This window comes from Phenylobacterium sp., from assembly GCF_041919955.1.
Taxonomy (GTDB): Bacteria; Pseudomonadota; Alphaproteobacteria; order Caulobacterales; family Caulobacteraceae; genus Phenylobacterium.
The window spans coordinates 248,114-259,773 of the sequence record NZ_JAYRSU010000002.1 but is presented as its reverse complement, the minus strand read 5'-3'; the positions used below and the strand labels follow the sequence as shown (position 1 = coordinate 259,773).

Genomic DNA, 11,660 nt, shown 5'->3' with positions numbered 1-11,660 from the left:
TTGGGATACAATGACTCCGAGCGTTGATTTCGGGGAATTTCAAAGGTGTTCCGCCTCACTGCAACTATTGGTCACAGACAATCCACAGAACATACAGCGAACTCATTAAGTATAACCGCCGACCGGGCTGCGGTTGCAGTCGATCCGAGGGAAGCTGGGGACCAGACGGCCTGTAAGCCGGGTTCTGTGCCGCCCGCGAGCGGGCGCGACGATCATTCCTCTGGACCGCCCATTGCTGGACGGTTCTCGCGACCTACCCGGACGCCTCAGGCCTATGACGGCCCTACCCCCTGCGGGGCGCGGAGTCCCTATTCGGTCTTGCTCCTGGCGGGGCTTGCCATGCCGTCCCTGTCGCCAGGTCCGCGGTGGGCTCTTACCCCACCCTTTCACCCTTGCCCCGGTCGAAACCGAGGCGGTCTGCTCTCTGTGGCGCTATCCCTGGGGTCGCCCCCGGCGGGCGTTACCCGCCGCCATGTCATAGTGGAGCCCGGACTTTCCTCGACTGCAAAAGCAGCCGCGATCGCCCGGCCGTCTGGTCCGCGCGGAACCTGACGGCCCAGGGCGTCAGGGTCAAGAGCCCCTGGCGAGCAGCTCCATCCCAATTCGTCCCATCGGGCGACGCCTTGAACTCGGGCAGGACGGTTCCTAGCTGAAGCGGACTGTCCCAAAGAGGATGCCTACGTGTGTGCTGTGATCGATTGAGGCCGTGAGACCGCAGGGCTGAACCCCGCACGTCACCGCCGCGCCTGCCCGGCGCGGGCGCCTCATCTCGACTGGACACATCATGCCGAAATCAAAAGAACCGCGCGCGCCGGCGCATCACCCGGAGTCCGCCCACGAGCCGACCGCCGCCGAACGCGCGCGCGCGATCATCGATCAGCACTTGGCCAAGAAGCAGCACGGCCACCAGGGCCTCTCCGGCGGCAAGCCTGGCGGCGTGCACAAGCCCGGCAAGGGCGGCTGGTCTCCCGCCCCCATCCGCCCCGGTGGACGGGGTAGACGGGGGTAGCGCCGGAACAATCCCCCCCCTCTGGGGGAGGTGGATCCATGCGCAGCATGGAGACGGAGGGGGACTGCCCTCACGCAGCAGGAGTCAAAGTCCCCCTCAGTCAGCTTCGCTGACAGCTCCCCCAGAGGGGGAGCACGTCCCTTTAGAACTCCGCCGAGCCGCCGTCGCAGGGCACCACGGCGCCGGTAGTGTAGGCGCTGGCGCGGCTGGCCAGGAAGATGGCGACGCCGGCGATGTCCTCGGGCGTGCCGATGCGGCCGCGCGGGTTCGATTTGGCGATGGCGTCGCCCGCGCGGGCCAGGGTCGCAGCCATCATGTGGCTCTGGAAGGGGCCGGGCGCGATCGCGTTAACCAGGATGTGCTCGGGAGCCAAACGCTTGGCGAGGTGGCGGGTCAGCATGATGCAGCCGGCCTTGGAGGTCGAATAGGCGTAGGTCTCGAGCGCCGGCGGCTGGATGCCGTTGACCGAGGCGATGTTGATCACGCGCGAGGGATTTTCATGCGTCGCGGCCGCGCGCAGCTGCGGCAGCAGCTTCTGGGTCAGGAAGAAGATCGACTTGGTGTTCAGATCGACGGTCTTGTCCCAGCCGTCCTCAGGATACTCGTCGATCGGCGCGCCCCAGGTGGCGCCAGCATTGTTGACCAGGATATCGAGCTTGTCCTCGCGCTCGGCCAGGGCGGCGGCGAGGCCGGTGATCCCGTCCATGTTCGACAGATCGAAGGGCAGCGAGATGCAGGTCCCGTACTGCGAAAGCTCCTCGGCCAGCCCGTCGCAGACATTGGCCTTGCGCGAGGAAATATAGACCTTGGCGCCGTTCTCGACATAGCCGCGGGCGATCATCTCACCGATGCCCCGGCTGCCGCCGGTGACCAGGGCCACCTTGCCCTCGACGCTGAACAGGTTGCGCATGGGAATGTCCTTTTTCGAAATCTGGGTATGCGGAAAAGTAAAAATCGTCGGGGCGAGTGCTGACGGCGCGGAGGCGCTACGTCAAGCGCCCGCGGCCGCGCGAAGCAGGGCGATGAGGCGGGCGCGGGTCATGCCGTCGGCGATCCCGTCGACCTTCTCCGGGCGCCAATGACGCTGGAACGCGCGCACGATGGCGGCGGTGGCAGCGTCGTACTTGCCGGACGGGGCGCTGTCATAGCCCAGTCGGGTCAGGCCCGCCTGGAGGGCGAACACCCCGGCTCCCTCCTCGCCTTCCTTCAGCGGCAAGCCAGGCGCAGCGTCCGGTTCAACCCAAAGGCCGTGGCCGGCGGCGGCGAGATCCTTCCAGGGAAAGAGTTCGCCCGGGTCGTCCTTGCGCTCAGGCGCGACGTCGGAATGGCCGAGAACGCGGGAGTCGTCGATCATCCAGCGGCTGCGGATGTCGGCCAACAGGGCGATCACCGCCGCGATCTGCGCCTTCGGGAACGGCCGGTAGCCGAACTCGTGGCCCGGATTGACGATCTCGACGCCGATCGAGCGGCCGTTGATGTCGGTTTCGCCCTTCCAGAACGATCTGCCGGCGTGCCAGGCGCGGCGCTCCTCCGGCACCAGGCGGAAGACGCGGCCGTCTTCTTCGACCAGGTAGTGGGACGAGACCTTGGCCTCCGGATCGCGCAGGCGCGCCAGCGCCTCCTCGCCGGTGCGCATGCCGGTGTAATGCAGGACGACGATGTCCGGCGGAACCTTGCGCTCATCGAAGTTCGGAGACGGCGCCTCGATATAGGTCATCGCGCCCGGTTCCGGAGGTTGAGCAGCACGAGCATGATCTGGTTGGGCCTCATGGCGATGATCAGCACGCCCGCCAGCGCCACCGCGGCGCCGACGGCCATGCGGGCGTCGAAGGGGTCGTTGGTGATGACGACTCCGAGGCCGATGGTGGCCAGGGGGGTCATCAGGGTCAACGGCGAGATCAGGTTGGCCTCGTAGCGTTGGATCAGCCAGTAGTAGGCAGTGTGGCCGAACACCGACACCACCAGGGCCGAGAAAACCACCGCGCCCCAGAACGGCCAGCCGATCTCGATCACCTTGCTGACCGCGCCCGGTTCGGTCAGGGCCGACAGCGGCGCCAGGACGGCGAACGAGGCGAGCCCGACCCAGGCCTGGAAGGTCAGGGGCTTCACCCCTTCCATCTGCTTCATCATCACCGCCCCCAGCGACCCGGCGATCACCGAGGCCAGGGCGAACAGCAGCCCAGTGGCGATGGTCAGGCCGTGCGGATCCCACATCACCAACAGGGCGCCGGCCAGCGTCATGCCCATGCCCAGCAGCCGCCGGCGGCTGAGCCGCTCGCCGAGCATCAGGAAGGACAGCAGGGTCGTGGTCGGCACCATCAGCTGGGCGACGATCGCCGAGGACGAAGGGCTGATGGTCTTCAGCGCGATGAACATAAAGGCGAAGGAGCCGGCGCCCATGCAGACCGCAATTATCAGCAGCCGCCAGAGCGGACGCGGCGCAGGCCGTAGCCAGGGGAAGACCGCCAGCGCGACGAGAGCGAAGCGCAGAGCGGCATAGATAAGCGGCGGGGCATGGAGATAGGCGACGACGAACTTCGAGACGATGTTGTTGGCCGCCCAGAGCAGGCAGACAAAGACCAGCAAGGCGAAGTCGCGAAGCGCCATGGCAGGGGTTAGGCGCGGTCGGACGGGTTTGGCAACCCCATGCCTTGTCTGACGCTTGGGAAATCCCCGATTGTGGCCGCCCGTCACCAGTAGGAGCCTGTGCATGACCGCCGCCCCCTTCCTCGGCCCCGAGGTCGTCGACCGCGGGTCGGCGTGGATCGATCCATCGGCGCGGATATTCGGAGCGGTGGAGATCGCCGAGGAGGCCTCGGTCTGGTGCAACGTGGTGGTGCGCGCCGAAAGCCAGAAGGTGGCGATCGGGCGACGGACCAACATCCAGGACTTCGTGATGATCCACGTCGGCTCAAGCACTCCGACCCTCGTCGGCGCCAACTGCTCGATCACCCACCACGTGACGCTGCACGGCTGCGACATCGGCGATGACTGCCTGATCGGCATCGGAGCGACGATCATGGACGGTTGCGTGATCGGGGCCGGCTCGATCGTGGCGGGCGGCGCCTTCCTGAAGGAAGGTACGGTGATCCCGCCGAACTCCATCGTAATGGGCGCACCTGGCGCGGTGACGAAGACGCGCGACAACGCCATCGCCAACCGGATGAACGCCTTCCTCTACTGGCGCAACGCCCAGGCCTATGCGCAGGGCGACTATCGGCTGTGGTCCAAGGAGAGCTTCCGGGCCGAGATGGCCGCCGAGCACGCGCGGCTTACCTCCGGCGGGTGAAGCGAAGCGCGGTCAGGGTCTCGGAGAAACCGACCACCTTGCTGTCGACCAGACCGACGAGCTTGGCCGCGGCCATGACCTCGACGTCCTTGAGGCTCGCCGCCTTGCCCTTGCGCGAGACGACCCATAGCGCGCCTTTGTCGGCGAGAGCTGGGACGAGATCGCCGATGCGCGCGAGCTCGCCGGCGCTGTCGGCCGCATAGAAGAGCAGATCGAGATCGGCCAGGTCGGTGACGGGCTTGACCCCGCGGCCGGCTAGCTCGCCCGTGAAGGCATCGTCGACAACGCCCAGGACCGCGACGCGCATGCCGGCCTTCACGCCCAGCTTGTCGAGCCGCCCCCTGGGATTGAGGATCGCTGCGGCCCAACTGGCCGCCGCCTTTTCGCCCAGCGCGAACCGCGAGCCGTCGGCGAGGACGAGGTCTCCGCCCTCAGCGCGGACGCCATTGAGCTCGTCGCCCCGGAAGGCGCGCCGCTGAGCGCCGCGGAACAGCAGTTTACCCGGCTCGTACTGCAGCCGGCCCTCGTCCGGGCCGTCAGCGAACTTCGCCCGAACCTCCGCATCCTTGCCCATAGGCCGCCCTCCCCAGCGCCCCGCTCATCCCGGCGAAGGCCAGGATGAGCGGACGGAAAGATGTCGACTAGGCGGTGGCCGCCTCCGGCATGGCGTCGCCGATCGCGGCCATGTCCATGTACATGTATTCCCAGACGTGGCCGTCGAGATCCTGGAAGCTGCAGCCGTACATCGGCCCCATGTCCGTATTGGGCTTCCAAGGCTTGGCGCCGGCGGCCAGGGCCTTGGCGAGGACGTCGTCGATCTCGGCGCGGCTGTCGGCCGACAGGCAGGTCAGCACCTCGGTCGCCTTGCTGGCGTCGCTGATTTCGCCATTGATAAAGTCCTTGAAGCGCTCGTGGGCCAGCAGCATGACGAAGATATTCTGATCGACCACCATGCAGGCGGCGCTCTCGTTGGAGAACTGCTCGTTGAACGCGTAGCCCAGGGCGCCGAAGAAGCGGCGTGAGGCGGGGATATCCTTCACAGGCAGGTTCACGAAGATCATTCGCATGGGGTGGTCCTCCAGGGTTGCGTGATCCTAGGACGAAGAGCCTCCCGCCGTCCCGACAACCCCATGCGAATTTATCGCGACGCTCACACCGACGGCGGGTTCACCGTCTTGAAGCCGCCCTCGCGCCAGTACGGATAGTAAGGATAGGCCGGCGTGACGGCGCTGGCCGCATCGAGCCGGGCGACCTGATCCGGCGTCAGCGACCAGCCGACCGCGCCGAGGTTGTCGCGCAGCTGGCTCTCGTTGCGCGCGCCGATGATGACGCTGGATACGGTCGGGCGTGACAGCAACCAGGCGATGGCGACCTGCGGGATGGTCTTGCCGATTTCGGCGGCGACCACGTCCAGGGCGTCGACCACGTCGAACAACCGCTCGTCGTCCACCGGCGGGCCGAAGTCGGCGCTTTCGTGCAGGCGGCTGACCTGAGGCAGCGGCTGGCCGCGGCGGATTTTGCCGGTCAGGCGCCCCCAGCCGAGCGGGCTCCAGACCATGGCGCCGACGCCCTGGTCGAGGCCCAGCGGCATCAACTCCCATTCGTAGTCGCGGCCGATCAGCGAATAGTAGGCCTGATTGGCGACATAGCGCGGCCAACCATGGCGGTCGGCGGCGGCCAGCGACTTCATCAACTGCCAGCCCGAGAAATTCGAGGCGCCGACATAGAGCACCTTCCCCGCCCGCATGAGATCGTCGAGCACGGCCAGGGTCTCCTCGACCGGCGTCGCCGCATCGAAGGCGTGCAGTTGCAAGAGGTCGATGCGGTCGGTCTTCAGCCGCTTCAGCGCCGCCTCGACGCCGCGGACCAGACGAAAGCGCGAGGAGCCTGCCTCGTTGGCCCCCTCGCCCATCGGCAGCCCCAGCTTGGTCGAAATCAGCGCCTGATCGCGCAGGCCCTGCAGCGCCGCCCCGAGGATCTCTTCCGACGCCCCGCTCGAATAGACGTCGGCGGTGTCGAACAGATTCACCCCCGCCTCGAGGCAGATCTCGATCAAACGGCGCGCCGCCGCGGTGTCGGTGTCGCCCCAGGCGCTGAACAGCGGTCCCTGGCCGCCGAACGTGCCCGCTCCGAAGCTGAGGGCCGGGACCTTCAGACCCGATGCGCCGAGATTGCGGTATTCCATGTCTGGCTCTCCTTGCCGGTGAGGCATGAAGATGGCGGCTGCGAGACTTGGGAATTAGGGGTGAGGGTGGACAAGGATCTGTGCCTGATGGGCACAGTGTAGCGAAAAAACGGCGCTCCAGCGTGGCCGGAGCGCCATTCCAAGTCCCGGCTTTCGCGGGAACGAGCGAGATTCAGATCAGGCGGCGGCGCCCAGGCTGAGGTTCTCGTAACGGGCCAGATGGTGATCGACCGAGCCGAAGGCGCTTTCGATCATGGTGGCGCGCTTGAAGTAGTGACCGATGGCCATTTCATCGGTCATCCCCATGCCGCCGTGCAGTTGGATGGCGTTCTGGCCGATGAACTTGGCCGCCTTGCCGATCTGCACCTTGGCCGCCGAGGCGCCCTTCGCCCGCTCGATGTCGCTATCGGCCAGCTTGATGTTGGCCATGTAGGTCATCGAGATCGACTGCTCGAGGTTGATGAACATGTCGACCATGCGGTGCTGCAGAACCTGGAACTGACTGATCGGCTGGCCGAACTGCTTGCGCTGCTTGGTGTATTCCAGCGTGCCTTCGTGCAGCTTGCGGAACACGCCGCAGGCCTCGGCGCAGGTGGCGACGACGGCTTCGTCGATCACCTTCTCGACCAGCGGCAGACCGCCGCCTTCGTCGCCGATCAGGGCGTCGGCGCCGACCGAGACGTTCTCGAAGGTCACTTCCGAAGCGCGGAAGCCGTCGACCGTCGGATAGTCGCGGGTGGTCACGCCCGGCGCGTTCTTCGGCACGATGAACACCGAGACGCCCTGGGCGTCACGCTGTCCGCCGCCGGTGCGGGCGGTGACGATCAGGTGGGTGGCGTAGGGCGCGCCGATCACCACGGCCTTGTGGCCGTTGATCACGTAGCCGGAGCCTTCCTTCTTCGCCGTGGTCTTCAGGTCCTGCCACGTGTAGCGGCCCTGCGGTTCGGCGTAGGCGAAAGCGATGATCGTCTCGCCGCCGATGATGCCGCCGATCAGGTCGGCCGCGCCAGCGTAGCCCGAATGCTTCAGGAAGCCGCCGCCGATCACCACGGTGCCGAGATAGGGCTCGACCACCAGGGACTTACCCAGCTCTTCCATGATGACCATGTTCTCGGTCGAGCCGCCGCCCAGACCGCCCAGATCCTCGGCGAACGGCGCGCCCAGGATGCCCAGCTCTTCCGCAAAGGCCTTCCAGACGTTCGGACGCCAGCCCGGCTCGGCCTTCAGAGCGTCGCGGCGCTGTTCGAAGCTGTAGTGGTCGGCCAGATAGCTCGCGACCGTGTCGCGCAGCATCGACTGTTCTTCGGTGAAGCTGAAATCCATCTGGTTTCCCCGTGCAATGCCCCACCCCGGCCGCCAGAGCCGGAGCGGGAAACAGACTTGTTATGACTTAAGACGATAGCGGCTTAGAGGCCCAGCACCATCTTGGCGATGATGTTGCGCTGGATCTCGTTGGACCCGCCGTAGATCGAGGTCTTGCGGACGTTGAAGTAATGGCCCGCGGCCCCGTCGGCGTAGTCCGGGCCGATGTTGGTGTTGTGCCCGAGGTCGCGCAGGTAGGGCGCGCCGTAATGGCCCACCGCTTCGAGCACCAGCTCGGTCAGGCGCTGCTGGATCTCGGTGCCCTTGATCTTGAGGATCGAGCTTTCCGGGCCCGGGCCCTTGCCGCTGCTTTCACCGGCCAGGGTGCGCAGTTCGGTGAACTCCAGCGCGGTCAGGTCGATCTCGAGCTCGGCGACCTTGCGCTTGAAGAACGGGTCCGCCAGCAGCTTGCCGCCCGCGTCCGACAGCTCGGTGGAGGCGATCTCGCGCACCTTCTCCAGGCCGCGCTTGGAGCGGGCGACGCCGGCGATGCCGGTGCGCTCGTGGGCGAGCAGCGCCTTGGCGCAGGTCCAGCCCTGGTTTTCGTGGAATACGCGGTTCTCGACCGGCACCTTCACGTTGTCGAGGAAGACGTCGTTGACCTCATGACCGCCCTCCAGGGTGGTGATGCGGCGGACCTCGATGCCCGGGGTCTTCATATCGATCAGCAGGAAGGAGATGCCCGACTGCGGCTTGGCGTCCGGGTCGGTGCGGACCAGGAAGAAGCCCCAGTCGGCGTGCTGACCGAGCGTGGTCCAGGTCTTCTGGCCGTTGACGATGTAGTACTCCTTGCCGTCGTCGCCGGTGACGCGCTCGGCCTTGGTCTTCAGCGAGGCGAGGTCGGAGCCGGCGCCCGGCTCGGAATAGCCCTGGCACCACCAGACGAGGCCGTCGCGGATGCCCGGCAGGAACTTCTCTTTCTGCTCTTGGGTGCCAAAGGTGTAGATCACCGGGGCCAGCATGGAGACGCCGAAGGGCAAGATGCCGATGGTGTCGGCGCGGGCCTGCTCCTCCGACCAGATGTACTTCTGGGTGGGCGTCCAGCCGGTGCCGCCGAACTCGACCGGCCACGACGGCGTCGACCAGCCCTTCTTGGCCAGGATGCGGTGCCAGGAGAGATAGTCCTCCTTGTTCAGCTCCTCGCCACGGTTCTGCTTCTCGCGCAGCTCCTTGGGATAGTTCTGGGCGATGAAGGTGCGGGCCTCCTCGCGGAAGGCGGCGTCTTCGGGCGCAAAGTCGAGGTTCATGGAGCGGCTCCCTGGTGCGAGCATTTACAGCGTATTTCGTTGGCGCGGACCATAGGCGAGCGCGCGCCCGATGTGAAGATGACGTTTACGTTCGCGTCACTTCAACTTATCGCGGTTCATATATGCGAGTCGTGGCCGGAAGGGACGAACCTTCGCCGTGCGCCAGCGTTGGCCCTGTTGCGCCGCAAGCGTGCGGCGTGCATCGCTGAACCCCATGCCTCGCATCCTCACCTACAACGTCCATCGCTGCGTCGGCACGGACCGCAGGCTGGACGTCGGACGGGTCGCCGAGGTCATCGCCAGGCTCGAGCCGGACATCGTGGCCCTGCAGGAGCTGGACGTCGGCCGCGCGCGGACCGGCGGGGTCGACCAGGCCCACCAGATCGCCCAGCGCCTGAAGATGGCCTTCCACTTCCACCCGGCCCTGCGGGTCGAGGAGGAGCTCTATGGCGACGCCATCCTGACCGCCTATCCCGAGCGGATCATTCAGACCGGGCCCCTGCCCGGCTACGCGCCGATCCCGAAGCTGGAGCCGCGCGGCGCCCTTTGGATCTCGGTCGAAATCGAGGGACGACCGGTGCAGGTGATGAACACCCATCTGGGCCTCGTGCCGAAGGAGCAGCAGCTCCAGGCGTCCTGCCTGGCCGGCCCAGCCTGGCTGCAGCACCCGATGCGGCACGGACCGACGATCCTGCTCGGCGACTTCAACGCCACCGGCAGCTCGGTGGTCTATCGCACCTTGAACACGCGGCTGGAGGCGGCGCGGCGGCTGGCGCCGGTCAAGTCGCCGACCTCGACCTTTCCTTCGGCCCTGCCGGTGCTGCGCATCGACCACATCTTCGTCAGCCCCGAGATCGTGGTCGAGGACGTGTTCACCCCCTTCGATCCGCTGACGCGGGTAGCGTCCGACCATCTGCCGCTGGTGATGGACTTCAGCGTGGCCTGAAGCGGGTCTGGAGCGGATTGCCCGGATAGAGCAGGTCGCGGCGGCGGTTGGCGCGCCAGGAGTCGCCGACGCCATAAGGGTCGCCCAGATGATAGGTGGCGATGATCTCCCCCAGCGGCGTCTGCTTCATCGGCAGGATCGGTGACAGCCGCCCCTCGCGATTGAGGAAGTCGATGGCGGCGATCAGGCCGCCGCGCTCGGCGCGGGCCTTGGCGACGGCGTCGCCGGTGCAGCCGACGAAGTGGCCGATCAGCCGGTCGCGCAAGGCCGCGACAGCCATCTCCTCGACTTCGTCGCGGGCCTCGACCGCCAGTTCCGCCTCAGTATCGAAGCCGCCCGAACGGTTGTTGAGATTGGCCGAGCCGACGCGGGCGATCTTGTCGTCGATCACGGTGACCTTGGAATGGACGATGATCTTCGTGCCCTTGGGCGTCGTCGGATACCAGGCCCTGAACCGCCCGAAGATGTCCGCCGAGCGCAGCCGCCAGAGCATGTTGGAACGCGCCCGATCCATGGTCAGTTGGTCGAACCAGCTGGGGCTCTGCCCGGTGGAGATCAGCACCACTTCGGGGCCGTCAGGCTCGCCCAGGCGCTGGGCCAGGGCCGCGGCGTAGAGCGGCGAGGCGAAATACTGGTTCTCCAGATAGATCGTCGAGCGCGCGGCCATGATGGAGTCCAGCGTCAGGCGTCGGATTTCGTGCACGCCGGGGCGCTTGTCCCACTCGGGCTCGGTGCGGGCGATAGCGACATCCAGGTTCTGGAGATGGGCCGGAATATGGGCCGGCCAGGGGTCTTCGCTGACCGGCGGGGGGACCGGCAGAGCCTCGCCCGTCGCGCGCCGCCAACGCTCGCGCGCCAGATCGCCCAGGCGAGCGGCGGCTTCCCCGTCGACCATCATCATCACCTCGTGGCGCGGGGCGTGGTGATGCTGGTCGGGCATGATGCGCCGTGGGTCGTGTTCCAGGTGGCCCGGCGTGTCCCAGCGGTCGACGCTGATGTCGCCGCCGCCGCAGAAAGCCACGGCGTCGTCGATCACCAGCACCTTCTGGTGATGGCAGGCGCCGAAAGGCACATGATCGTCGAGCCAGAACTTCACGCCCGTGCCTCGGAACCAGGCGCGAGCCTTGTGCGGGAAGAACTGCTGGCTGGCTGCGATCGGCAGGGCCGACTTCCAGATCAGCAAGCGGATGTCGAGGTCGGGCCGCGCCCGCGACAGCGCCACCAGGATGCGGCCGACCTCGTCCGGATCGGCCGGCCCGTCGAAGCCATCGGGGAACAGCCGCGCGCGAGGATCGAAACCCCAACCCAGCAGCAGCACCGAATGGCGCGCCTTGCGCAGCGCCTCGAAGACCGCGGTGAAATAGGCCTCGGTGTCGACCAGGAACGCCGCCCTGTCGGCATGGGCCTTTCGCCAGCACGTCTCGCCCGGCCTCAACAAGTCCATCGCCGACTGGCCCCAAACCACAACCCGTGACTCAAAAGCCTATGGTCAAGCCGGGTTCCTTGGGAGTGGCCGGCGAAAAGAAAAGGGCGCCCGGCAAAGCCGGACGCGCTCCCAAAACCGAAAAAGAAAGGGCGCCCGGCAAAGCCGGACGCCCAAGGCGGACCTGAGAGACAGGCGG

At 66.8% G+C, this 11,660-nt stretch carries 12 protein-coding genes and 1 other RNA gene; 3 read left to right on the top strand and 10 right to left on the bottom strand.

Annotated features, from left to right (window positions below; translation table 11 throughout):
• Positions 1-157: 157 nt before the first annotated feature.
• Positions 158-536: RNase P RNA component class A (rnpB, locus tag ACE3T2_RS03030), an RNA gene on the bottom strand.
• A 248-nt stretch (positions 537-784) separates the two neighbouring features.
• Between rnpB and ACE3T2_RS03025 the strand changes: the two genes are divergently transcribed.
• A complete protein-coding gene (locus ACE3T2_RS03025) occupies positions 785-1,009 on the top strand; it encodes a hypothetical protein (RefSeq protein WP_374654558.1) in 225 nt (74 codons plus the stop codon).
• A 142-nt stretch (positions 1,010-1,151) separates the two neighbouring features.
• On the opposite strand, the gene ACE3T2_RS03020 is transcribed toward ACE3T2_RS03025, so the two are convergent.
• The 3 genes from ACE3T2_RS03020 to ACE3T2_RS03010 all read right to left on the bottom strand — a co-directional run bounded on the left by ACE3T2_RS03020 (position 1,152) and on the right by ACE3T2_RS03010 (position 3,616).
• On the bottom strand, positions 1,152-1,919 hold the full coding sequence (locus tag ACE3T2_RS03020) for an SDR family oxidoreductase (protein WP_374654556.1): 768 nt from the start codon (positions 1,917-1,919) through the stop codon (positions 1,152-1,154).
• 81 nt (positions 1,920-2,000) lie between these two features.
• A complete protein-coding gene (locus ACE3T2_RS03015) occupies positions 2,001-2,726 on the bottom strand; it encodes an N-acetylmuramoyl-L-alanine amidase (protein ID WP_374654554.1) in 726 nt (241 codons plus the stop codon).
• Complete coding sequence (locus ACE3T2_RS03010; RefSeq protein WP_374654552.1) at positions 2,723-3,616, bottom strand: DMT family transporter; 894 nt, start codon at positions 3,614-3,616, stop codon at positions 2,723-2,725. Before ACE3T2_RS03010 ends, ACE3T2_RS03015 begins: the two co-directional genes overlap by 4 nt.
• Before the next feature lie 103 nt (positions 3,617-3,719).
• On the opposite strand from ACE3T2_RS03010, the gene ACE3T2_RS03005 reads away from it, so the two are divergent.
• Positions 3,720-4,298 (top strand): gamma carbonic anhydrase family protein, encoded by a 579-nt coding sequence (locus ACE3T2_RS03005; protein WP_374654550.1) that lies wholly within the window; start codon positions 3,720-3,722, stop codon positions 4,296-4,298.
• Here ACE3T2_RS03005 and ACE3T2_RS03000 read toward each other — a convergent pair.
• The 5 genes from ACE3T2_RS03000 to ACE3T2_RS02980 form a co-directional block, all read right to left on the bottom strand.
• The gene (locus tag ACE3T2_RS03000) at positions 4,282-4,872 is read right to left on the bottom strand and encodes a DUF3052 family protein (protein ID WP_374654548.1); all 591 of its coding nucleotides are present in this window, start codon (positions 4,870-4,872) and stop codon (positions 4,282-4,284) included. The genes ACE3T2_RS03005 and ACE3T2_RS03000 overlap by 17 nt on opposite strands.
• 67 nt (positions 4,873-4,939) lie before the next feature.
• Positions 4,940-5,365, bottom strand: coding sequence for a VOC family protein (locus tag ACE3T2_RS02995; protein ID WP_374654546.1), 426 nt, complete (start codon positions 5,363-5,365; stop codon positions 4,940-4,942).
• Between the two features lie 83 nt (positions 5,366-5,448).
• Positions 5,449-6,483, bottom strand: a complete 1,035-nt coding sequence (locus ACE3T2_RS02990) for an aldo/keto reductase (RefSeq protein WP_374654544.1) — start codon at positions 6,481-6,483, stop codon at positions 5,449-5,451.
• Between the two features lie 177 nt (positions 6,484-6,660).
• Positions 6,661-7,806 carry an acyl-CoA dehydrogenase family protein gene (locus ACE3T2_RS02985; protein WP_374654542.1) on the bottom strand — a complete coding sequence of 382 codons (1,146 nt, stop codon included), beginning with the start codon at positions 7,804-7,806 and terminating at the stop codon, positions 6,661-6,663.
• Positions 7,807-7,889: 83 nt separating this feature from the next.
• Positions 7,890-9,092, bottom strand: a complete 1,203-nt coding sequence (locus ACE3T2_RS02980; RefSeq protein WP_374654540.1) for an acyl-CoA dehydrogenase family protein — start codon at positions 9,090-9,092, stop codon at positions 7,890-7,892.
• 214 nt (positions 9,093-9,306) lie between these two features.
• Between ACE3T2_RS02980 and ACE3T2_RS02975 the strand changes: the two genes are divergently transcribed.
• Positions 9,307-10,038, top strand: coding sequence for an endonuclease/exonuclease/phosphatase family protein (locus ACE3T2_RS02975; protein ID WP_374654538.1), 732 nt, complete (start codon positions 9,307-9,309; stop codon positions 10,036-10,038).
• Here the strand turns inward: ACE3T2_RS02975 and ACE3T2_RS02970 are convergent.
• The gene (locus ACE3T2_RS02970; protein WP_374654536.1) at positions 10,025-11,482 is read right to left on the bottom strand and encodes a phospholipase D-like domain-containing protein; all 1,458 of its coding nucleotides are present in this window, start codon (positions 11,480-11,482) and stop codon (positions 10,025-10,027) included. The two genes, ACE3T2_RS02975 and ACE3T2_RS02970, sit on opposite strands and share 14 nt — an antisense overlap.
• Positions 11,483-11,660 lie beyond the last annotated feature (178 nt).

Bases quoted from the DNA above. Each gene is read 5' to 3' on its own strand.
- ACE3T2_RS03025 (WP_374654558.1), top strand. From the start codon at position 785: ATGCCGAAATCAAAAGAACCGCGCGCGCCGGCGCATCACCCGGAGTCC.
- ACE3T2_RS03020 (WP_374654556.1), bottom strand. From the start codon at position 1,919: ATGCGCAACCTGTTCAGCGTCGAGGGCAAGGTGGCCCTGGTCACCGGC.
- ACE3T2_RS03015 (WP_374654554.1), bottom strand. From the start codon at position 2,726: ATGACCTATATCGAGGCGCCGTCTCCGAACTTCGATGAGCGCAAGGTT.
- ACE3T2_RS03010 (WP_374654552.1), bottom strand. From the start codon at position 3,616: ATGGCGCTTCGCGACTTCGCCTTGCTGGTCTTTGTCTGCCTGCTCTGG.
- ACE3T2_RS03005 (WP_374654550.1), top strand. From the start codon at position 3,720: ATGACCGCCGCCCCCTTCCTCGGCCCCGAGGTCGTCGACCGCGGGTCG.
- ACE3T2_RS03000 (WP_374654548.1), bottom strand. From the start codon at position 4,872: ATGGGCAAGGATGCGGAGGTTCGGGCGAAGTTCGCTGACGGCCCGGAC.
- ACE3T2_RS02995 (WP_374654546.1), bottom strand. From the start codon at position 5,365: ATGCGAATGATCTTCGTGAACCTGCCTGTGAAGGATATCCCCGCCTCA.
- ACE3T2_RS02990 (WP_374654544.1), bottom strand. From the start codon at position 6,483: ATGGAATACCGCAATCTCGGCGCATCGGGTCTGAAGGTCCCGGCCCTC.
- ACE3T2_RS02985 (WP_374654542.1), bottom strand. From the start codon at position 7,806: ATGGATTTCAGCTTCACCGAAGAACAGTCGATGCTGCGCGACACGGTC.
- ACE3T2_RS02980 (WP_374654540.1), bottom strand. From the start codon at position 9,092: ATGAACCTCGACTTTGCGCCCGAAGACGCCGCCTTCCGCGAGGAGGCC.
- ACE3T2_RS02975 (WP_374654538.1), top strand. From the start codon at position 9,307: ATGCCTCGCATCCTCACCTACAACGTCCATCGCTGCGTCGGCACGGAC.
- ACE3T2_RS02970 (WP_374654536.1), bottom strand. From the start codon at position 11,482: ATGGACTTGTTGAGGCCGGGCGAGACGTGCTGGCGAAAGGCCCATGCC.